Source organism: Olleya sp. Hel_I_94 (genome assembly GCF_007827365.1).
In the GTDB taxonomy this organism is placed as follows: Bacteria; Bacteroidota; Bacteroidia; order Flavobacteriales; family Flavobacteriaceae; genus Olleya.
In genome coordinates this window covers 864,550-887,869 of sequence record NZ_VISI01000002.1, presented here as the reverse complement: position 1 = coordinate 887,869, position 23,320 = coordinate 864,550, and the positions used below count along the sequence as shown (strand labels likewise).

At 31.3% G+C, this 23,320-nt stretch carries 22 protein-coding genes; 19 read left to right on the top strand and 3 right to left on the bottom strand.

What is annotated here, in order from left to right; genetic code table 11:
• Positions 1–456, bottom strand: a complete 456-nt coding sequence (locus JM82_RS07055) for a hypothetical protein (RefSeq protein ID WP_145002011.1) — start codon at positions 454–456, stop codon at positions 1–3.
• Between the two features lie 65 nt (positions 457–521).
• On the opposite strand from JM82_RS07055, the gene JM82_RS07050 reads away from it, so the two are divergent.
• From JM82_RS07050 to JM82_RS07030, 5 genes are all read left to right on the top strand, one after another.
• Positions 522–1,013, top strand: coding sequence for a GNAT family N-acetyltransferase (locus tag JM82_RS07050; RefSeq protein WP_145002010.1), 492 nt, complete (start codon positions 522–524; stop codon positions 1,011–1,013).
• 9 nt (positions 1,014–1,022) lie between these two features.
• Positions 1,023–1,895 carry a peptide chain release factor N(5)-glutamine methyltransferase gene (prmC, locus tag JM82_RS07045; RefSeq protein ID WP_145002009.1) on the top strand — a complete coding sequence of 291 codons (873 nt, stop codon included), beginning with the start codon at positions 1,023–1,025 and terminating at the stop codon, positions 1,893–1,895.
• The gene (locus tag JM82_RS07040) at positions 1,895–3,496 is read left to right on the top strand and encodes a hypothetical protein (RefSeq protein ID WP_145002008.1); all 1,602 of its coding nucleotides are present in this window, start codon (positions 1,895–1,897) and stop codon (positions 3,494–3,496) included. The genes prmC and JM82_RS07040 overlap by 1 nt, the downstream gene beginning before the upstream one ends.
• Position 3,497: 1 nt before the next feature.
• Positions 3,498–5,492, top strand: coding sequence for an NAD-dependent DNA ligase LigA (gene ligA, locus JM82_RS07035; protein ID WP_145002007.1), 1,995 nt, complete (start codon positions 3,498–3,500; stop codon positions 5,490–5,492).
• Between the two features lie 81 nt (positions 5,493–5,573).
• A complete protein-coding gene (locus JM82_RS07030; protein WP_145002006.1) occupies positions 5,574–6,296 on the top strand; it encodes a hypothetical protein in 723 nt (240 codons plus the stop codon).
• A 2-nt stretch (positions 6,297–6,298) separates the two neighbouring features.
• Here JM82_RS07030 and JM82_RS07025 read toward each other — a convergent pair whose 3' ends face one another.
• Positions 6,299–7,216 carry a bifunctional metallophosphatase/5'-nucleotidase gene (locus JM82_RS07025; RefSeq protein WP_145002005.1) on the bottom strand — a complete coding sequence of 306 codons (918 nt, stop codon included), beginning with the start codon at positions 7,214–7,216 and terminating at the stop codon, positions 6,299–6,301.
• Positions 7,217–7,223: 7 nt separating this feature from the next.
• Complete coding sequence (locus tag JM82_RS07020) at positions 7,224–7,982, bottom strand: 5'-nucleotidase C-terminal domain-containing protein (protein ID WP_145002004.1); 759 nt, start codon at positions 7,980–7,982, stop codon at positions 7,224–7,226.
• Positions 7,983–8,052: 70 nt separating this feature from the next.
• Between JM82_RS07020 and JM82_RS07015 the strand changes: the two genes are divergently transcribed.
• The 14 genes from JM82_RS07015 to JM82_RS06950 all read left to right on the top strand — a co-directional run bounded on the left by JM82_RS07015 (position 8,053) and on the right by JM82_RS06950 (position 23,284).
• Positions 8,053–8,580 carry a DUF6913 domain-containing protein gene (locus JM82_RS07015; RefSeq protein WP_145002003.1) on the top strand — a complete coding sequence of 176 codons (528 nt, stop codon included), beginning with the start codon at positions 8,053–8,055 and terminating at the stop codon, positions 8,578–8,580.
• The gene (gene dapA / locus JM82_RS07010) at positions 8,573–9,460 is read left to right on the top strand and encodes a 4-hydroxy-tetrahydrodipicolinate synthase (protein WP_145002002.1); all 888 of its coding nucleotides are present in this window, start codon (positions 8,573–8,575) and stop codon (positions 9,458–9,460) included. The genes JM82_RS07015 and dapA overlap by 8 nt, the downstream gene beginning before the upstream one ends.
• Before the next feature lie 108 nt (positions 9,461–9,568).
• Complete coding sequence (locus tag JM82_RS07005; protein ID WP_145002001.1) at positions 9,569–10,369, top strand: outer membrane protein assembly factor BamD; 801 nt, start codon at positions 9,569–9,571, stop codon at positions 10,367–10,369.
• 6 nt (positions 10,370–10,375) lie between these two features.
• Positions 10,376–10,705 (top strand): DNA-directed RNA polymerase subunit omega, encoded by a 330-nt coding sequence (locus JM82_RS07000; protein WP_145002000.1) that lies wholly within the window; start codon positions 10,376–10,378, stop codon positions 10,703–10,705.
• Between the two features lie 4 nt (positions 10,706–10,709).
• Entirely contained in the window at positions 10,710–11,921 is a 1,212-nt protein-coding gene (gene coaBC, locus JM82_RS06995) for a bifunctional phosphopantothenoylcysteine decarboxylase/phosphopantothenate--cysteine ligase CoaBC (protein ID WP_145001999.1), read from the top strand.
• The gene (locus JM82_RS06990) at positions 11,914–12,801 is read left to right on the top strand and encodes a DUF4835 family protein (RefSeq protein WP_145001998.1); all 888 of its coding nucleotides are present in this window, start codon (positions 11,914–11,916) and stop codon (positions 12,799–12,801) included. Before coaBC ends, JM82_RS06990 begins: the two co-directional genes overlap by 8 nt.
• A gap of 77 nt (positions 12,802–12,878) precedes the next feature.
• On the top strand, positions 12,879–14,531 hold the full coding sequence (recN, locus tag JM82_RS06985; RefSeq protein WP_145001997.1) for a DNA repair protein RecN: 1,653 nt from the start codon (positions 12,879–12,881) through the stop codon (positions 14,529–14,531).
• A gap of 97 nt (positions 14,532–14,628) precedes the next feature.
• Entirely contained in the window at positions 14,629–15,453 is an 825-nt protein-coding gene (locus tag JM82_RS06980; protein WP_145001996.1) for an enoyl-ACP reductase, read from the top strand.
• Positions 15,454–15,698: 245 nt separating this feature from the next.
• Entirely contained in the window at positions 15,699–18,290 is a 2,592-nt protein-coding gene (locus JM82_RS06975; RefSeq protein ID WP_145001995.1) for a T9SS type A sorting domain-containing protein, read from the top strand.
• Positions 18,291–18,363: 73 nt separating this feature from the next.
• Positions 18,364–19,368 carry a glycosyltransferase gene (locus JM82_RS06970; RefSeq protein ID WP_145001994.1) on the top strand — a complete coding sequence of 335 codons (1,005 nt, stop codon included), beginning with the start codon at positions 18,364–18,366 and terminating at the stop codon, positions 19,366–19,368.
• Between the two features lie 3 nt (positions 19,369–19,371).
• Positions 19,372–20,331 (top strand): CdaR family protein, encoded by a 960-nt coding sequence (locus JM82_RS06965; RefSeq protein ID WP_145001993.1) that lies wholly within the window; start codon positions 19,372–19,374, stop codon positions 20,329–20,331.
• Positions 20,328–20,927, top strand: coding sequence for a dephospho-CoA kinase (gene coaE, locus JM82_RS06960; protein WP_145001992.1), 600 nt, complete (start codon positions 20,328–20,330; stop codon positions 20,925–20,927). The genes JM82_RS06965 and coaE overlap by 4 nt, the downstream gene beginning before the upstream one ends.
• A 70-nt stretch (positions 20,928–20,997) precedes the next feature.
• A complete protein-coding gene (locus JM82_RS06955; RefSeq protein ID WP_145006661.1) occupies positions 20,998–22,569 on the top strand; it encodes a sensor histidine kinase in 1,572 nt (523 codons plus the stop codon).
• Between the two features lie 4 nt (positions 22,570–22,573).
• Positions 22,574–23,284: a response regulator transcription factor gene (locus tag JM82_RS06950; protein ID WP_028281877.1), complete on the top strand. Its 711-nt coding sequence runs from the start codon at positions 22,574–22,576 to the stop codon at positions 23,282–23,284.
• The last annotated feature ends 36 nt before the right edge of the window (positions 23,285–23,320 follow it).

Here is a 23,320-nt window from a genome sequence, read left to right as displayed (position 1 = left end):
TTATAACTTTATTTTAATGTCCTCTGTACGATCGACTTGGTAAGAATGAGAAAAACCTAAAATTTTGTATTTAATATCTCCAAGATATTGAATTTTTATTTTTTTGCTAAAAAAACTACCTAATAAACTGCTTAAGTTTTTATTACTTAGTAAGCTGTCTGTTGGTATTTTAGCTTGAAGTGGTATTGTAAATTCTTGTCGTGAAGGTACGTCAAAACTAACGCTTGAAACAGCACCAATATGATTGTTGTTTACCAATACTTTGATGCCATCAGTTTTAATTTTACCACCAATACTATTAGGATTTAAAAAAAGAGCATCTGCTGTGATGGTGATAAATTTTGAAGAAGACTCCAATACTTTTATGTTTTCAACTCTAATAAATTCTGGTTTTTCAGTCACTTTACAGTTAAAAAAACAGGTTAATATTGTTAATAAAATAAGTGCTTTCTTCATGGGTCTTTTTTTGGATTTAATGTATCTTCATCCTCTAAAATAAGGCACAAAAATACTATATAAAAGTGAGTAATACTATTATTGAAATAAGAGAAATCCAGCCACATGATAATCCTCAAATAGAGGCTGTCATTCGCGAGGTTTTTATAGAATATAATTTGCCTTTAGTTGGGACAGCATATGCTGATCCTGAGACACCAAAAATGTTTGAAGCCTATGCAGAGCCAAAATCGACGTATTACGTAGTAGTCGTTGATGGAAAAGTTGAAGGAGGAGGTGGTTTAAAACCTTTGCATGGAATGGAAGAGGAGGTATTTGAAATTCAGAAAATGTATTTTTCTAATCGCTTACGCGGAAAAGGTTTTGGTAAAAAACTATTTCTAAAATGTCTGGAAAAAGGTAAAAATCAAGGGTTTAAAAAGGCATATTTAGAAACTATTCCTATTTTAAAAGAAGCCATACATATTTACGAATCTAACGGTTTTAAGCATTTAAATGGTCCATTAGGTAGTACAGGACATTTTAATTGTGGTATTTGGATGGAAAAACAACTATAATATCAGCCTATGTTAATTAAAGATTTAAAAGCATTATTCCACAAGGAACTAGATGACATTTATGGTCCAGACGAAGTCTTTACCTTTTTTTTTATGTTGACAGAGCATTATTGTAATATTTCTAGATTGGATGTGGCTTTAAATACTAATTTAAGTGTGACAACGGAGGAGAAAATTCAGATATTTAAAGCTTTAGAAAGCCTAGAGCAACAACAGCCCATACAATATATATTAGGTGAAACTGAGTTTTTTGGAATGCCTTTTAAGGTTAACCCAAACACTTTAATACCACGTCCAGAAACAGAGGAGTTAGTGCAATTGGTTTTAGATAGTTATGACAATAAAGAACAAGGACATAATGCTTCGGTTTTAGATATAGGAACTGGTAGTGGTTGCATTGCCATTAGCCTGGCCAAAAATTTAGCTGAAGCAACTATTTTTGGGCTTGATGTTTCCGCGAAAGCGATAAAAACAGCCACACAAAATGCCTTATTAAATAAAGTAAACGTGGATTTTATTGAAGCCAGTATTTTAGAAGATACTGCTTGGAAAAATATTTTTAAGGATTTAAAATTTGATACTATTGTGTCTAACCCTCCTTACGTGAGACAATTGGAAAAGCAAGCAATGACGTCTAACGTGTTAGATAACGAGCCACATTTAGCCTTGTTTGTGTCTGATGATAATCCGTTAATTTTTTACAAAGCGATTACAAAATTTGCTGCGCAATACTTAAAAACTAATGGCGAATTATTTTTTGAAATAAATGAATATTTAGGTAAAGAAATGATAGCTTTATTGACCGATAATGGGTTTAAAAATGTACAATTAAAACAAGATTTTTTTGGTAAAGACCGAATGATTAGTGGTGTTAAACAATAATGAAAGTAATATATTACATACTACTATTTGTGTTAGTTTTAGGTTGTAAAAAAACCGATAAACAAATGGTAACGCCTGCTGTTAAAAAAGCAGTAGATAATAGTGTTTTTATTGACCGTTTTGAGGATGAATTTTTAGGTAGTGTAGGATATGTTGATCTAAAAAAACCACATTTAATTACTTCACGACTATTTAATACGTTTAGTATTTTATCTGAAGAAGATAATAAGGTACTTGAAACACAAAAGTTATTTAATACTCAGGATACGATTACTAAATTTGGAATGGCTTTAAATTTAAATTTTAGTAAAGCATTTAAAGCGTTTGTAATTTACAAGTTTATTGAAGACCAAGTCATGGATTATAAATTAGTGACCTACACTAATAACTACCAATTTATAGATGCTATTGACGTGTCTTATTATAATTTGACACATAAAATTAATCAAACCGAAACTTATGTTTATAATAATAAGTTATTTGTTCATGACAAACAGCTTAATAAGGCTATCCATTACTATTTAAACCCTAACGGAACATTTGAAAAGCAAAGTGATAGTATTAAATTTAATTATTTACCACTAATAGATTATCAAACTTTAGATTATTTTAAAGTAAACTTTGATCAACGGATTGTAAAGTCTAAAAACGGTTTAATCATTAGGGATAGTTTGGGTAATAAAGTAGGTGAGTTTGAGTATTTAAAAACCGTTTCTGTTATTGATTATACGGATAATAAAACAAAAATTATAGATAATGGTCAAGTTGTCTATAGTCGCAAAGCTAAAGTGATTATTAATCCTAAAGCTTTAAAAAAAGACCAGAATTTTTATATTGATAACGCAAATATAGGCTACGTGCCTGAAGCTTATTTTTTTAAACCCTATAGCGATGATGGTAATCATTACAATTATGATGGCTTAATTGTTAAAGGAGAAAATTTACAACCAATTGCGCTTAGTGAGTTATTTGATGTAAAGCAAGTTGATATTAATGAGTATAAAAACCGAATTTTATATCAACCCAATAGTATAGATGTTACTAAACTTTACAAGAAGGATAACGTGTTAACCTTATTGGCAAAAAATGGTAAAAAAGTAATGTATAAAGACACGACTTACAACTCGGAGTTTAGTCCAACAAAAACATATAATGTCTTTAAAAATTCAGGTTTTAAAGATGTGTTTTTGGTGCATTATCACATGGTTTTTGATTATCAACGTTTTGATTTTATTAGTCAAGAGACAGGAGAATTATTAGACCAATACGCAGGAGGTTATCCTCATGTATCGCCTAAAAAAGATATAGTAGTTTCTATAGATTATGATACCGAGTGTCCTAGCCAGCGTACATTATTTATAGACAAAATAGTGGATGGTAAAATCATAAAGGCTTTTGAGTTATATTATAATTTGGAGGAAAACTATGATCATATAACTTTTAAAAAAATCTCTGATGACATGGAAGTCTATTGGTTAAGCAATAAAGAATTTATTGTGAAATTTTGGGGAGCATCAGAGTGCTATTCGGATTCAGAAAATTATTTTTATTATAAATACAAGATTAAACAGCAATTTTTAGAATTGCTAGAAGGCATATAATATGAACATACAATTAAAAATAAACGCATTAAGAGAACAGTTAAGAGAACATAATTATAATTATTATGTTTTAGACAGTCCGACAATTAGCGATTATGATTTTGATATACAATTAAAAGAATTACAAGCTTTAGAAGAAGCGCATCCTGAATTTTTTGATGCAACTTCGCCAACCTTACGTGTAGGAGGTCAAGTGACAAAAAATTTTAATACACTTGTGCATAAGCATAGGATGTATAGTTTAGATAATTCCTATTCTCTTGAAGATTTAAAAGATTGGGAAGCACGAGTTAAGAAGATGGTAGATGGTGAGATAGACTATGTGTGTGAATTAAAATACGATGGTGCCTCCATAAATCTAACATATCAAAATGGAAGTTTATTAAAAGCGGTTACACGAGGTGATGGTATGCAAGGAGACGAGGTTACTGCTAATGTAAAAACAATTAATTCTGTCCCTTTACAATTAAAAGGTAGTTTTCCTGAAGAGTTTGAAATTAGAGGTGAAATTATTTTACCCTTTGATGGTTTTAATAAAATGAATGAGGAGCGACTTGCTAATGGAGAAGAGCCTTATAAAAACCCACGTAACACAGCCTCTGGAAGTTTAAAGTTACAAGATAGTGCAGAGGTTGCAAAACGACCTTTAGATTGTTTGTTGTATGGTTTAGTAGGTGGCGATTTTGATTATAAAACGCACCTTGAAAGCTTAGAAAAAGCAAGACAAATGGGATTTAAAGTCCCAAATGAAATTAAATTGTGTAAAACCATTGATGACGTATTTGCTTTTATAAATCATTGGGATACTGCTAGACATGAATTACCTTATGAGACTGATGGTGTTGTAGTAAAAGTTAATAATTTGCATCATCAAGACGAGCTTGGTTTTACATCCAAAGCGCCACGTTGGGCTATGGCATACAAGTTTAAAGCAGAACAGGTTAGTACTATTTTAAATACTATTACTTATCAGGTTGGTCGAACAGGAGCTATAACTCCTGTTGCAAATTTAGAACCAGTAGAATTGGCTGGTACAATTGTAAAACGTGCATCTTTACATAATGCAGATCAAATTGAAAAACTGGATATAAGAGAAGGTGATACTGTTTTTGTTGAAAAAGGTGGCGAAATTATACCTAAAATTATAGCAGTAAATTTTTCTGAAAGACCAGATAACTCTGTGCCTACAAAGTATATAACACATTGTCCAGAATGTAATACATTATTACAAAGGGAAGCAGGTGAGGCTAAACATTTTTGTCCTAATTACAATGGTTGTAATCCACAAATCATAGGACGTATTCAGCATTACATCTCTAGAAAAGCAATGGATATTGAAGGTTTGGGAGGCGAGACTGTCGCGCTTTTAGTTCATGCAGGATTAATCCATAATTATGCAGACTTGTACGATCTAACTAAAGACCAAATCTTACCGTTAGAGCGCATGGCAGATAAAAGTGCGGATAATTTAATTGCAGGTATTGAAGCGTCAAAACAAATACCGTTTGAACGTGTTTTATTCGCGTTAGGTATCAGGTTTGTTGGAGAGACGGTTGCAAAAACGCTAGCTAAACATTATAAAAGTATTGATGCACTTGCTTTTGCATCTGTAATTGATTTAGAGCAGGTTAATGAAATAGGTGTCCGAATTGCTGAAAGTGTAGTCGACTTTTTCTCAAATCCAGAAAATCAAAAAGTCATTGATAGACTTAAGCAATATGGTTTACAATTACAAATCTCTGCAGAAAAGTTAGCCAACCAAACAGATAAGTTAAAAGGACATAATATTGTAGTTTCAGGCGTATTTTATAAAGTATCACGTACTGAGTTGAAAAAGCTTATTGAAGATAATGGCGGAAAAGTAAGTAGTTCTATCTCTTCAAAAACAAGTTATATAATTGCTGGAGACAATATGGGACCAAGTAAAAAAGACAAAGCCGATAAGTTAAATATAGACATGATTTCAGAAGATGATTTCTTAAAGAGCTTAGAATAAATGTGTTAATAGCCGATTAAAAGCTTGTTTTATCGTTTAATAACAAATTATTTGTATATTTGTCATCCCAAATAAATAATAATGAAGTTAACAAAGTTTAATTTAGTATCGATAATTTTAGTGATTCTCGTAATACTTACTATGGCTGGACGCATATTTGATGCGCCAACATTGTCTGATTATTCCTGGATTTTAGTGTTTCCGTTTTTTGCCTATTTATACTATAGTCAGACTAAGCAAACCAACCATTATTTTGGTTTTTTTCTTATTGGATTTTCTTTAGTAGAAATTCTTAAAATTGTCTTTTACGGAAATGATACTATGGCTTATTATCTTGCTAATTATCTAGTAATAGCTACTTACACTTCCTTAATTATTTTTCTAGTTAAAGATTTTAATATCAAGTTGTTATTAAAGGAATTTAAGTTGCATATAATTGTCTTGTTAATATTTAATGCATATATAATTTATGTGTTAAATCAGATGATAATGCAAGATGCAAAGTTAGCAGTATACTCGTTGGATTTTATCATAGAAGTAACATATAATGTATTGATATTGTTAGTGCTATCACTATCATTAATACATTATTTATATCACGAAACCAAACAAGGATTGCTATTGTTTTTGGCCAGTGTTTGCATCGTTTTTTCCGAAATGGTACAAGTCGCTTATTTGTTTATATCTTCAGCGTATTTACTACAAATGGTGTACACTGCTTTAATAGGTGTAGGCTTTTACTTTCTATACGTTTACATTAAAATTAAATATAAATCCACTCAAAAAAAAACTGAAATCGCTTAGTTTTATACAATAATAGAAGTTCCTTCTGCTTTTTTAGTACTATCTGCATCAAAGTAAAAGTCTATTTTACCTAAATTTATACCATAACAACCTACTTGGTTAACTAATACGTTTTTACCTTCTAGATTTTGAGCAACGGTTGGCTTAGGTAAAAAAGTGTGTGTGTGTCCACCAATAATCAAGTCAATATCTTTAGTCGCTTTAGCTAAGCTTAAATCGCTTATTTTATCAGGCGTTTTGCTGTAATTGTATCCCAAATGTGACAAGCAAATAATAAGATCGCATTTCTCGTCGGTTTTTAAAATACGTGTCATTTCTTGTGCAGCTTCAATTGGATCTAAATACTCAGTTTCTTTGTACATTTTTTTGTCAACTAAACCATCTAATTGAATTCCTAATCCAAAAACACCAATTTTAATACCTTCTTTTTTAAATATTTGATATGGTTTTACATGAGTATCCATGACTGTATTTTTAAAGTCATAGTTAGCAGATACAAATCCAAAGCTAGCATGAGGTAATTGGGCATATAATCCATCTATACCATTATCAAAATCATGATTCCCTATTGTAGCTAGATCGTATTTAAGTTTACTCATTAACTTAAATTCTAATTCGCCACCATAGTAATTAAAATATGGTGTGCCTTGAAAAATATCTCCAGCGTCTAATAGTAATGTATTAGGATTGTTTTGTCTAATGTTTTCAATTAAAGTTGCACGTCTAGCCACACCACCTTTATTTGCATTTCTACCATCCTCTGGTCCAAAAGCATCAATGTGACTGTGCACATCATTAGTATGTAAAATCGTTATTTTTTTAGATTTTGAAGATGTTGCAAACGATTGTAATCCATAACCACCAACTGTAATTAAAGCTGTAGCTGCTGTTGCTTGTTGTATAAAATCTCTACGTTTCATTATGTGGTTATTTAGTTTGGATAAATCTATTGTCAATTACAGGTTTGATAGTGTCAGTCTTTTTAAAGTAGTCTATCATCGCATTTCTTATTTTATAATCAAGAGTATATAGGCTATCATTTACCTGAAAAAATCGCATTCTGTCTCCTCCATTATATAGATAATCATTAGTCGCAACGTAATAGGTTTTATCCTTTTCAATTGGATTGTTGTTTATTAAAGCCTGTGTAATATTATACGTTTTATCCAGTGTTAATTGTATTCCGCTTACAGGATGTGCACGCTTAGCCTGACTTAAATAATGTGTCATGCTATCTATTTGTTGTCCTTTTAGTGCGACTACTACAATGCTGTTTTCAAAAGGCATAATTTCAAAAGCAGTTCTAGTGGTAATATTTCCTTTAGAAATTATAGATCTTATACCACCATGATTTAGGATAACAGCATCTATATTTTTTCCAGTGCGTTTGTTAAAAATAGGATTACTTTCTTGCATAACAGCATCAGCCATAAGATTACCAATTGCTGTATTTAAATCACCATCACTTTTGCTATAAGTTTCTGGAGCGTAAGACAAAACAGCGTCCATGTCCTTATTTATGCTTTCGCGAAAAGGTTTTACAAAGTCATCGATAGATTTATCTGTTGCTAAAGTGTCTGTAATTGTAATCTGTTTACCTTCTATTTTACTCAACGAGTAAGTGTCTTGCTTACAAGAGTTTAAAACAATAATTAAAAGCAAGATGAAAAGATGTTTGTATTTCATATTTAATGTTGAATAATTTAAAGCTAATATAGTTACAATTACTACATTTGTAATAAAGGAATAAAGATAAATGATTTTAAAAGGTTTTAAAGAAAAATCTAATAAAAAGTACATTATTAAATGTGCGCAAAGTCGTGTAATTGCACCAAACGCAAACAGGATCAAACATGTTGGAGTCTTAGTAAATAGTCATGAGTTTTCTGATCCAGAATGGATTAATAGTTTGTCAGAGCAATTAAAAATTAACGCTAAGGACTTAAAAATCTTATCTCTTTTTAATGGCAAAAAAAACGAAACGTCTGTTTATAACCATATTTTTTCTGAAAAAGAACTTGCTTGGAAAGGACAATTTAAATCACAAACAATTAAAGATTTTTTAGACAATAAATTTGATTTGTTGATTAACTTTTATGAAACCGATTCCTTAGCTTTGCAAGTTGTTAGTGCATCAGCCAATGCCGACTTAAAGGTAGGTTTGCATAATGCTAATCCTGACGTAAATGATTTAATTATAGATATTACAATAAAAGATAAAAACATCTTTAAAACCGAAATTATAAAATACCTAAACATTTTAAATAAATTAAGTAATGAATAACCCTTTTTTAGGCACAGGAATAGCAATTGTAACGCCATTCAATGATGATTTATCAGTAGATTACAAAGCGCTAGAAAATATTGTAGAATATAACATTACCAATGGTATCAATTATATAGTTATAAATGGTACAACTGGAGAAAGTGTTACAATTACAAAGCAAGAAAAACAGGATATAGTTGCTGCTATTATAAAGTATAACAAAGGACGTGTGCCATTAGTTTTAGGTATTGGAGGTAGTAACACTGCACAGGTTGTAGAAGAAATTAAAGCTACTGACTTTACAGGTATTGCTGGAATACTATCTGTATCGCCTTATTATAGTAAGCCAACTCAGGAAGGTATGTATCAGCACTTTAAAGCGATTGCACAAGTCTGTCCAATTGATATAATTTTATATAACGTTCCTGGCAGAACTTCAAAAAATATGACACCAGAAACAACGTTGCGTTTAGCAAAAGATTTTGATAATATCGTTGCGGTTAAAGAAGCTGGTAATAATGTGGCTCAATATTTAGAATTACTAAGAGATAAACCAGACAATTTTTCTGTTATATCAGGAGACGACGACTTAGCTTTAGGTATTGTTTTAGCAGGTGGAGCAGGAGTAATATCCGTAATAGGACAAGGGTTACCTAAAGCTTTTTCTACAATGATAAATCTAGGTTTAGAAGGTAAAAACAAGGAAGCGTATCAACTTCATTTTAAAATGATGGATATAGTTAACATGATTTTTGAAGAAAATAATCCAGCAGGTATTAAGGCAGTATTAAATAGCCTTGAGTTATGTAATACAACCGTTAGATTACCTTTAGTTACTGCTACAACACAATTACAAAGTCGTATAAATACTTTTATGACTAATTTTAGTAAAAGTTAAATTATACTTAAACCTAAGTCCAACTTGATTTCTTCAATTAATTTAGCAATCAAATTATATTTTTAAAATCCATTTAAATAGCGTATTTTTGCGCTTCGTTAAAATTTTATGAAGAATTTACTTTACATCTTAATTACATTTTTAGTTTTCACTTCTTGTAGCGAGTATCAAAAGGCATTAAAGTCTGAAGATGTTGCTGTTAAGTTTTCAATGGGTGAAAAACTTTATAATGAAGGTAAGTATAACAAGGCAAGTCGTTTATTTACTCAAATTGTTCCTGCATACAGAGGGAAGCCTCAAGCAGAAAAATTGATGTTTTTAGATGCTGATAGTTATTTTCATTTAGAAGACCATTATTTAGCAGGTTATAGATTTGAGCGTTTTGCATCTGCGTATCCTAGAAGCGAAAAAGTAGAAGAAGCATACTATAAAAGTGCATTAAGTTATGCGCAATTATCTCCAGTGTATTCTAAAGATCAACACGATACAGATCATGCACTAGAGCAATTACAATTGTTTGCTAACTTATATCCAGACTCGCAATACATGCCAAAAATTAACGAGTTGGTTAAAGAGTTACAATATAAATTAGAATTAAAAGCATACAGTATTGCTAAGCAATACAATCATATTTCAGATTTTAAAGCTTCTATTAGTTCATTTGATAATTTTATTGCAGATTTTCCTGGTACAACCTTACGTGAAAAAGCGTTGTATTACCGTTTTGATTCTGCTTACCAATTAGCAATGAAAAGTGTAGAGTATAAAAAAGAAGAAAGATTAAATACAGCTATCGCATATTATAACAACTTTAAAAAAACAAATGCAGAGTCAGAGTTTATTAAAGATGCAGATAAACAGGTAGAGGATTTAAAAGAACAATTAGAAAAATATAGTACTAAAAGCTAATATATTATGGATTTAAAAAAAATCGACGCTCCGTTAACAACAACGACTTACAATAGAAACGAGATAGATGCACCAACAAATAACATCTATGAAGCTATTTCTGTAATTGCAAGAAGAGCAGAGCAAATTAATTCTGAAATTAAAAAAGAATTAATAGAAAAGCTTGAAGAGTTTGCTACATATAATGATAGCTTAGAAGAAATTTTTGAAAACAAAGAACAAATTGAAGTGTCTAAGTTTTACGAAAAATTACCTAAACCTCATGCTTTAGCAGTACAAGAGTGGTTAGACAATAAAATATACCACAGAAATACAGAGCAAGATAACCAAGACTAAACCTATGTCTATATTAAGTGGCAAAAACATACTATTAGGCATCAGTGCTGGTATTGCTGCTTATAAGACAGCCTCATTAGTCAGAGCATTTATAAAAGCAGGTGCAAACGTACAAGTCGTTATGACACCTGCTTCTAAAGACTTTGTGACACCACTCACACTGTCTACGCTTTCCAAAAATCCAGTACACTCAACATTTACCAACGATCAAGATGATAACGCTATGTGGAATAACCACGTAGAGTTAGGGCTATGGGCAGACTATATGGTTATTGCGCCAGCAACAGCCAATACACTATCTAAAATGGCAAATGGTACGTGCGATAATTTATTATTAGCAACATATCTTTCTGCTAAATGTAAAGTCTATTTTGCACCAGCAATGGATTTGGATATGTATGTTCATCCCTCTTCAGTTAACTCATTTAAGACACTTCAAAGCTTTGGTAATGTCATGATTCCTGCAACATCAGGAGAATTAGCAAGTGGTTTAGTTGGTCAAGGTCGTATGGCAGAGCCAGAAGATATTGTCTCTTTTATAGAAAATGATATTATCAGTGGTTTGCCACTAAAAGACAAAACGGTTTTAATTACAGCAGGACCAACCTACGAGGCTATAGATCCTGTACGTTTTATAGGTAATCATTCCTCTGGTAAAATGGGATTTGAAATTGCTAAAGCAGCAGCAAATTTGGGAGCAAAAGTTGTTTTAATTTCTGGTCCAACACATCAAACAGTAAAACATAGTTTAATAACAGTCATACCTGTAATTAGCGCACAAGAGATGTATGATGCAGCCCATTTACATTTTAACAGTGCCGACATTGCTATTTTATCTGCAGCTGTTGCAGACTATAAACCAAAAAATGTTGCAACTCAAAAAATAAAAAAGAAAGAATCTACGTTAACCTTAGAACTAGAAAAGACTAAAGATATTTTAGCCTCCTTAGGACAAATAAAAACAACTCAATTTTTAGTTGGTTTTGCTTTAGAAACTAATAACGAATTAGAACATGCAAAATTGAAGCTAAAAAAGAAGAATTTAGATTTAATTGTTTTAAATTCGTTAAACGACAAAGGTGCAGGTTTTAAGTCAGACACTAATAAAGTAACTTTAATTAACAAGGAAGAAGAAGCTACTGTGTATCAATTAAAATCTAAAACAGAAGTTGCTAAGGACCTTTTTAATACTATAATAAATACATTAAATGCGTAAACTTTTATTTCTATTTTTAATTTGTTTTAGTCTTTCATTACAGGCTCAAGAGCTTAATGCAACAGTAGTTGTAAATGCACAATTAACAGGAGACGAAAATTTACAGCAATTTAAAACACTAGAAAAACAATTAAAAGAGTTTATTTCTGGTACAAAATGGACAAACAAAAAAGTTGAACCTCAAGAGCGTATTGATTGTAATTTTGTAATTAATATTGGAGAATATTCTGGTAATAGCTACAAGGCAACTTTACAAGTCCAATCGTCAAGACCTGTTTTTGGTTCAAGTTACACAACACCTATCTATAACATAAATGATAAAGATTTTACTTTTGAGTATGTCGAGTTTCAAAATCTAATTTATAATCCAACACAATACGCTTCTAATTTAATCTCTGTTTTAGCATTTCATATTCATATGATTTTAGGAATGGATGCCGAGTCTTTCAAACAAGAAGGTGGAGATGAGTACTTTAGACAAGCACAAAATATTGTAAATTTTTCTCAACAAGAAAATTATTCTGGTTGGAAGCTAGAAGATGGTTTACAAAGTCGTTTTGCTTTAATAGATAATTTGTTATCACCAACATTTAAAGAGTTTAGAACCGTATTATATAATTATCATAGACGTGGTTTAGACACTATGAGTGATAATCAAAAGGATGCAAAAAACGAAATAGCTATAGCTTTAAGCTTATTTAATGACATGAACAGAAGACGTCCAAACTCGTATTTACTTCGTGTATTTTTTGATGCAAAAGCAGAGGAGATAGAACAGATTTTTAGCGAAGGTCCAAGTGTAGATATTGCTAATCTGGTCGATACTTTAAATAAAGTTGCGCCAATGCACTCTTCTAAATGGAGAAATATAAAATTTTAGACACTAATTATTTTCATTCTTAAAAAGCGTAAAACCAAAACTTTTCACTTTTTAAATTTTAACCTTTCACTTTAAGAATGCTTACTGGATTAACCATAAAAAATTACGCACTAATTGATCAACTTCAAGTTAATTTAAATGATGGGTTTACCATTATTACAGGAGAAACTGGAGCTGGTAAATCTATACTTTTAGGAGGCTTATCATTAATTTTAGGTAAACGAGCTGACTTATCTAGTTTACGTAATCCTGAAAAAAAATGCATAATAGAAGCCTCTTTTGATATTTCTAAATACAAACTTAAAAACCTATTTAAGGATCAAGATTTAGACTACGACACACAAACGATTATTAGACGAGAGATTTTACCATCAGGTAAATCCAGAGCGTTTGTAAACGACTCGCCTGTTAATTTGTCTAATTTGCAAGCTTTAGGAGAACATCTTATTGATATTCATTCGCAAAACGAAACATTACAGTTGGTGGATGACGCATTTCAATTTCAGGTTATTGATGCACTGGCAAGTACCGAAGCTAATTTAGAAGCATATAATCTGCATCTAAAAGAGCATAAAGTATTACAAAAGCAGCTAAAACAGTTACAGCAATTTCAGGCTGAAGCAATTAAGGAACATGACTATAATTCGTTTTTATTAAATGAATTAGTTGCTGCAAATTTAAAAGAAGGCGAGTTAGAAACTCTAGAAGAAGAGTATGAACTTTTAAATAATGTAGAAGCTATACAACTTAAACTAGAAGAAGCTAATGCACTTTTAAGTGAAGAGCAAGCAGGTGTTTTAACATCACTTAGAGAAGTTAAAGCAGCCTTTCAAAAACTGGCTTTAATATCAAATACTTATCAAGATTTATTGGATAGGGTTACTAGTAGTTTAATTGATTTAGATGACGTTTTGGTTGATATCGAACGTTTTGAAGACAAATTAGACGCTGATCCAAATAGGCTAGAGGTTGTTAATGCTCAACTTATGACCATAAATAACTTAATGCAAAAGCATCTAGTCAAGTCTATTACTGAGTTAATAGATATTAGAGAAGCATTATCTAAAAAAGTAGAGGCAACTGAAAATGCTGACCAAGATATTATAGATAAGCAAGAAGAAATTAAAGCTTTAGAAAAATTATTAAATACTGAAGCTAAAAACATAACAGATAAGCGTAATAAAGCCATACCAGAATTAAAAAAACAATTAGAAGCCTTGTTAACGCAATTAGGTATGCCAAATGCACAGTTTAATATAAGCTTAGAAACATCCAAAACGTTTTTATATAATGGAAAGGATAATTTAAACTTCTTATTTTCTGCCAATAAAGGTGGTCAATTTAACGTGTTAAAAAAAGCAGCATCTGGTGGAGAATTATCAAGAATAATGCTAGCTATTAAGTCTATCTTATCAAAATACGTCAAGCTTCCAAGTATTATGTTTGACGAGATTGATACTGGTGTTTCAGGAGAAATTTCAAATAAAATGGCAGATATTATGTCGCAAATGAGTACTAAAATGCAAGTCTTTAGCATTACCCATTTACCACAAATTGCAGCTAAAGGAAACACGCATTACAAAGTTTATAAAGAAGACGTTAATGAAGTGACCACAACTAATTTAGTTAAATTGGACTATGATGAGCGTGTTGTAGAATTGGCTCAGATGTTGGGAGGGACTCAATTATCAGATTCGGCAATAGCACATGCTAAACAACTATTAAATTAGTGGCTAAATTTCCGCGAAAGCGAATTAAAAAAATTTTAAATACTATCTTTGACAGATAATATAATAAACTAACATATCAACTGATAAACTATAAGTTATGTCATACAATTTATTAAAAGGAAAAAGAGGAATCATATTTGGAGCATTAGACGAAAACTCTATAGCATGGAAAACAGCAGAACGTGTCCATGAAGAAGGTGGTACTTTTGTACTTACAAATGCACCAGTTGCAATGCGTATGGGTCAAATTAATGTTTTAGCAGAAAAAACGGGCTCTCAAATAATTCCTGCAGATGCAACAAGCGAGGAAGATTTACAAAATCTTGTTACGCAAGCAATGGAAATCTTAGGAGGTAAAATAGACTTTGTATTACACTCTATTGGTATGTCAATTAATGTTAGAAAAGGAAAACATTATACAGATCAAAACTATGCTTGGACACAAAAAGGAACAGATGTTTCTGCAATGTCTTTTCATAAAACAATGCAAACGTTATACAAGCAAGATGCAATGAATGAATGGGGAAGTATCGTGGCTTTAACTTATATGGCAGCACAACGTGTTTTTCCTGATTATAATGACATGGCAGATAATAAAGCCTATTTAGAAAGTATTGCACGTAGTTTTGGTTACTTTTTTGGAAGAGATAAAAAAGTTAGAGTTAACACAATATCACAGTCGCCAACACCAACTACAGCAGGAAGCGGAGTAAAAGGATTTGATGGATTTATCGCTTACGCGGAAAAAATGTCGCCTTTAGGTAATGCTACAGCTTTAGATTGTGCAAACTACACAGTATCGTTATTTAGTGATTTAACTAAGCGTGTGACTTTACAAAACCTGTTTCATGATGGTGGTTTTAGTAACATGGGAGTTAGCGATGCAGTTATGAGCGCATTTGTAGATGGTATTGATAAATAGACACTACTAATATAATTTTAAAAAGCCTTACAGAAATGTAAGGCTTTTTTTATGTGATTAAACTACTGGCAATCAGTTGTGTGTAAAAACTTACAATTCTATTAATTACATTTAACATAAGGTTAATGGTATTTTAACCCTTTTTTAAGACTTCTTGTCGATTTGATGGGTATGGTAGTGCTAGGTTAAGAATAAATCAATATTTTTAGAAGATGATTAATTAATTACTAACTTATACTAATTTTATGATGAAAAAAATTACTTTATTATTGTGTGTTGCTCTTATTAGCTGTTTTTCGGCTATGGCTCAACATACCTTCCCTGTAATTACAGGACCTACAAGTGTAACTGAGGGTTCACCTGTGACTTTAAATATTAACGATGCTGCTAATAGTGCTGCTGTTCCATCTGGAAATTATGCTACTTTTAGTATTTCTATTGATTGGGTAAGCACAGATAATGCTTGGGCTTCTGAGTGTGATTTGGATTTAACAACAGCAGCTGGAACTGTAAACTTTAATTCACCATCTACTGGTAGTGCGAATAGTGGTGTTGCAACAACAATTACATTTGATGGAAGCTTTACTGCAGATTACGATCCAGATGCGGATGGAACTTTTGATATTGTTTTAGATCAAACTTATTCAGGTTCAGCTGCAGATTGGTCAAATATAACGGTAACTATTGTTCCAGCTTTAACCTGTACTTCACCTGTAGCTACTGCTGTGGTAGGAACCACAGATTGCGCAGCAGGAACATACATGATTGATGTAGATGTTACTAGTTTAGGTGATGCGACATCTGTAACTATTACTAATGATGCAGGAGTTTCAAGTACACCAGCAACAGCAACAGGAATGGTTAGTGTGGGACCTTTCACACCAGGAACCGATGTAAACATTACTATTGAGCATGATCAAGATAGCTTATGTAACTTAGAGTTAGCTACTTTATCATACGCTTGTCCACCATCTAATGATGAGTGTACTGGTGCAATACCATTGACTGTAAACGCAGACTTAGATTGTATGAATGTAACTTCTGGGACTATAGCAGCAGCTACAGCTTCTGGAATAGCAACAGCTTGTGGAGGAACAGAAGATGATGATGTTTGGTATAGTTTTATGGCTACATCTACCACTCACGTAATCGCTTTACAGAATATTACAGGAGGAACAACGGATTTATATCACGCAGTTTATGATGCAACTTCTGGTTGTGAAGCTTTAGGAACAGCTTTAACTTGTTCGGACCCTAATACTAGTTCAACGTCAGGTTTGACTGTTGGAACTACTTACTTTGTACAAGTTTATTCTTGGACAGGTACTGCAGGACAAACTTCTAATTTTGATATTTGTATAGGAACACCACCACCACCACCAGCAAATGATACTTGTGAAGGTGCTATTGAGTTGACTTTATCGTCAGATGATTCATGTGATAATAGTGTTTCTGGGACAACTAACAGTGCTTTACCATCTGCTTCAGGAACTTGTTCTTCAACTAATAAAGATGTATGGTACACTTTTACACCAACTGAGGATAATAACTACGTATTTAGTGCTACTGAAACTTTTGATTCAGGATTTTCAACAACTTATCTTTCATTATATTCTGGAGACTGTGAGACTACTACTCAAGTAGGTACAACTTGTTTTACTACTGCAGCCCAAACTTTTACTTTAACTAGTGGTACAACTTATTTTGTGAATGTAAGAAGTACTTCAGGTACTGCATATGTTGATTTTGATTTATGTGTTTTCCTTGCTCCACCACCACCAGTAAACGATGCTTGTGAGAATGCAATTACTATTAATGCTGGAGATTCAATCTCTGGTGATACTTCTTACTCTACTAATGTAGAGAATTTAACAGTATGTTCTGGTGGAACAGTAGGTACAACATGTGATCCAGGTGGAGATTCTTCACCTAACGCTGGAACACTTGTTTTTGGTACTGGAGTATGGTATGTTTACAATTCTCCTGGTAATGAATCTATTTCTATTGAGGATTCTGCTGATGCTTTTGATTCAGAGATTCAAGTATGGTCTGGAGCTTGTGGCTCATTAGTTTGTGTTGCAGGAGATGACGATAGTTCAACTGCAGGAAGTGGTGGTTTTGTTTGTTTTGATTCTGAAGCAACAGCTACGACTTATTATATTTACATAGATGGTAATGCTGCTACTGGAGTTGGTGCTTACACATTAAATTTAAATACTACACCTTTACCTCCTGCTAACGACGAATGTACAGCTGCTGAAGCATTAACACTAGGAGTTGAAATTACAGGAGATAATACAGGAGCAACAGATTCTGGTGTAACTGCAGATTGTTTTACAGGTGCAGTTGCTGATTTATGGTACTCATTTGTAGCACCTCCTTCGGGAGAAGTTACAGTGACTACAACTGCTGCTCAATATGGTGTTTATACAGATTGTGCTGGTACAGCAGTTGGTGCTTGTAATACATCAGTAGTTGGTGGATTAACAGATGGTACTACTTACTATGTAAGAGTTAGTGATGATGGTACTGCAAGAGCACAAGCTCCAGGATCGTTTACTTTATTACTTTCTGAGTCTTCTTTAAGCACAGTTGAGTTTAATACAGAGGCTTTATTCTCTTACTATCCAAACCCAGTTAATGACAACTTAACATTAAAAGCTCAAAAAGAGATTTCTAATGTATCAGTTTATAACATGTTAGGACAAGAAGTGTACAGAAACGCACCTAATAGTGTAGATAACCTAGTAAACATGTCTGACTTACAGTCAGGAGCATACTTTGTTAAAGTTACTATTGGAGATGTTACTGAAACAATAAAAGTTATTAAGAAATAATCTTAAACTTTAATACAATTAAAAGCCACCTTTTTAGGTGGCTTTTTTTATACGTTTAACTTACATTTGTTATATGGAATTAAGTTTTTCGTTTATTATACCTGTTTATAATCGTCCTATTGAGATTGAAGAGCTATTAGAAAGCTTTTTAACCTTAAAAGGTAACTATAGCTACGAAATTGTAATTGTAGAAGATGGATCTACAATTACGTCTAAAGCTATCGTAGATAAATACATAGATAAGCTTGATATATCCTATTATTTTAAGTCAAATTCAGGACCAGGAGATTCCAGAAATTTTGGAATGCAACACGCTAAAGGTAATTACTTTATTATTTTAGATAGCGATTGTTTATTGCCTAGTCACTACTTACAAGAGGTAGAAGCTAGTTTAAAACTTAATTATGTAGACTGTTTTGGCGGACCAGATAAAGCACATCATTCGTTTTCAAATCTTCAAAAAGCTATAGATTTTAGTATGACGTCTGTAATTACAACAGGAGGCATTAGAGGTAATAAATCTAGTTTGGATAAGTTTCAACCTAGAAGTTTTAACATGGGATTATCAAAATTAGCATTTGAAGCGACCAAAGGATTTGGTAATATCCATCCTGGAGAAGATCCTGATTTGTCTATTAGACTATGGGACTTAGGATTTAAAACAACTTTATTTCCGGAAGCTTATGTGTACCATAAAAGACGTATATCTTGGAGTAAATTTTATAAACAAGTTAATAAATTTGGTTCCGTAAGACCTATTTTAAATAAGTGGCATCCACAAACTAAAAAAATCACCTATTGGTTTCCAACAATGTTTTTTATTGGAGTTATTATAGCTTTGTTTTTAACACTGTTTAATCTATTTTTACCATTATACTTAGTGTTATTTTATTATTGTCTAATCTTTATTGTAGCAGTATTAAAAACTAAAAATATTATTATTGCTTTTCAGGCTTTATTAGCAGTATCCATTCAGTTTTTTGGATATGGTTACGGATTTTTAAAGTCAACAATATTATTACATTTTAAGTCAGAAAAACCCGAAGTAATTTTTCCTCATTTATTTTTTAAAAATTAAGGCATGCAAAAACTTAAATTGAAAATATTAGGATTGTTTAAAAGTAAAAAGATCAATATATTTTTACTGTTTTTTGTTTTAGCTTTTTCAATTTTAGTTTTAACAAAATTATCTAAAGTATATACAGCCACATTAGCCTTTAAAGTAAAACCTAAGGATATTAGTGATACGCATGTAATAGTAAATTCAAACAATCCAGAGCTTGATATTACAATACAAACTACAGGTTTTAATTGGCTTAGGTATGCTATTAAAAGACCAGAATTAGATATTAATTTTAAAACAGACATTTCAAAAAAAGATTCAACTTTAATTTGGAGTGTTTCCAAAGGGTTCTCAAATATTAATAAACAGTTTGATAAAGAAGAAAAGATTATCAGTATTAATCCGGACACACTACTTTTTAGATTTGATGTCAATGATGTAAAATATGTACCAATAATCTTAGACTCTAAAATTCAATATGCTAAAGGGTACAACACTTTAGATACTTTAAAAACTGTACCAGATAGTGTTAAGTTAATTGGGCCAAGTTCTGTTTTAAAAACAATTAGTAAAGTAAAGACTCAGTATTTAGAATTAAAAGAGGTGAAATCCGATGTAAATAAAACGTTGTTACTGCAATTGGATAGTTTAAATAAAAATATTAAAACCAATATAACGCAAGCTAAGTTGATGGTTAATGTTTCTAAATTCTCTGAAGGCGTTTTAGACATTCCAATCCAAATAATTAATATTCCGGAAGGAGTAAAAGTTAACTATTTTCCAAAGCAAGTGTCATTAAGTTTTACCACAAGCTTGGAAAAATTTAATACAATAAAGTCAGAAGATTTTAATATCGTTTGCGATTATAACGATGCTTCTGGAAATACAACTTTAGCACCAAAATTAATTAAACAGCCAAATAATGTTAAAAACATTAGGTTATTGCAACAAAAAATTGAATTTATAATTACAGAATGACACCAATAATAGTAGGCTTAACAGGAGGTATAGGTAGCGGAAAAACTACAGTTGCTAATTATTTTAAAGCATTAGATGTGCCAGTTTATATTGCTGATAATGAAGCCAAAGCATTAATGGATCGTTCTAAAGTTATTAAACGTAAATTAATTAAGCTTTTTGGAGATAGTGCTTACGTTGAGGATACATTAAATAAACCTTTTATTGCTAGTCAGATATTTAGTAATCAAGCTTTACTAAAAAAAATGAATGCAATTGTGCACCCAAAAGTTGCAAAACATTTTTCTAATTGGGTAAAAAAACAAAACGCACCATACGTTATTAGCGAAGTCGCTATAATTTTTGAAAACGGAAGTCAAGGCAAATACGATTATATTATTACTGTCGTAGCACCAGAACAGACTAGACTAAATCGAGTAATTAAACGTGATAACTCGTCTGAAGCTAAGGTTAAGGCAATCATGAATAACCAATGGACTGACCAACAAAAGACAGAATGTTCAGATTTTGTAATTAATAATACCGATTTAAAAGACACAAAACTTCAGGTTCAAAATATTCATAGTAAACTCTTAAAATCTATAACAAAGAATTAAATTTTAACGTTTTTGTTAATGTAAGGTTAAATGGTAACATTGCTAAATGTTAAAATCTTAATTTTGGATGATGAACAAAAGAATTTTTTTTGTGTTAGTCGTTTTAATGAGTTGTTCCCTAATAGGAATCATACTAGTTCAGGCGTATTATATAAATAATTCACTTCAAAATACTGAAAAGCAGTTTAACTTCAATGTAAGAAAAGCACTAAGTTATGTGTCTAACATTGTAGAAAATGAAGAAAAAGAGGATTATTTAAGAAAGTTTAATGATTTATTAAGCAATGGATCAATTAATGTAAATGATACAACTGCAATTATAAACATTTACATTAAAGAGGATAATCCTGATACAAACGAAACAGTAATTTATCGTAACGGTATTTTAGAAGAAAATTATAAAGTATCATCAGCGCTCTTTGACATAGGTTTAGATAGTTTAAACGTAAAACGTATTTTACAAAAAAGAGAAACCGAAATTATTGAAAACAACTCTATAGATGGTAGTAAAAACCTATCTTCAATGCTTGCAAGATTAAGTAAACTTAATGAAAGTACACGTATTGCTTTAGAGACTGTTTATAAAGATAAAGCCTATTTAAAACCAATACACAAACGTGTAGACGTGGACAAAATCAATAGGTTACTAGCATTAAAATTGTTAGAAAATGATATTGATATAGGTTATGAATTTGCAATATATAGCAACGATTTAGCAACAAAAATTAAAACTCAAGATTTTCAGTTAAATCCAGCATCTACGTTTAGTGTACCATTTTTTTATAATGAAAATGATAAAAGTAATTACAGACTATTAGTTAATTTTCCAGAACGTAAAAAGTTTATTTTATCATCAATTTTAACGATGCTAATATTATCTATAGTTTTTACTTTAATTATAGTCATAGCTTATTCTAGTGCATTGTATCAATTAATAAAACAACGTCAAATTTCTGAAATTAAAACAGATTTTATTAATAATATGACGCATGAGTTTAAGACGCCAATTGCGACTATTAATTTAGCATTAGATTCTATTAGAAACCCTAAAATAATTGACGACAAAGAAAAAGTCCTACGTTATTTAGGCATGATAAAAGAAGAAAATAAGCGTATGCATGCGCAAGTGGAAAATGTACTAAGAATATCTAAACTTGAAAAAAACGAACTAAACATTAGTAAGGAACGTGTGGAACTTAACGACTTAGTAGAAGATGCTATATCACACGTAGAGTTGATTATTGAAGATAGAGGTGGACATATTGAAACACATCTTGATGCCGAAAAATCTTCGGTTTTAGCAAACGAAACACACTTTACAAATGTATTAGTAAACGTATTGGATAATGCAATTAAGTATTCTCCAGATGCACCAAAAATTATTGTCACTACAGAGCTGGCAGGAAATAATATATTAGTGCATATAAAAGATCACGGAAGTGGTATGAGTAAAGTAGCTCAAAAACGTGTGTTCGAAAAATTTTATAGAGAGCATACAGGTAACATACATAATGTTAAAGGTCATGGATTGGGCTTAGCATATGTAAAACGAATAGTTGAAGACCATCATGGTCATATATCAGTAGAAAGTGAAAAAGAAAAAGGAAGTACTTTTACAATAAAGCTTCCGTTAATCTCGTAGTATTATGGATGAACAATTAAAAAGAATATTATTAGTAGAAGATGACCCAAATTTTGGAACAGTCTTAAAAGATTATTTATCAATGAATGATTACGAAGTTACCCATGCAAAAAATGGTATGGAAGGCTTTGAAAAATTTAAACGTGGTGATTTTGATTTATGTATTTTAGATGTCATGATGCCATATAAAGATGGATTTACTTTAGCTAAAGAAATTAGAGAGAAAAATGCAGAAGTGCCTATCGTATTTTTAACTGCTAAAGCCATGAAAGAGGACGTGCTTAAAGGTTATAAAGTTGGTGCAGATGACTATTTAAATAAACCTTTTGATAGCGAAGTCTTATTAATGAAGATAAAAGCTATCATGCAACGTAAAGCAAACGATACCGTTGCGGACAGTAAACAATTTGAATTTAAAATTGGAGGATTTGATTTAAACTCTAAGCTTAGATTTTTAACATACAATGGAGGAGAACAAGTTAAGTTATCTCCTAAAGAAAACGAATTACTACGTATGTTAGCATTGCATGAAAACGATTTAATGCCACGTGAGTTAGCATTAACTAAGATATGGAGAGATGATAATTACTTTACATCTAGAAGTATGGACGTGTATATAGCTAAACTTAGAAAGTATTTAAAGTTAGATCCAAATGTGGAAATTTTAAATATTCATGGAGAAGGATTTAGATTAGTAGTTAATCAAAACGATTAATTATCAAATATATATTAAAAAAGCTAGCATTTATGC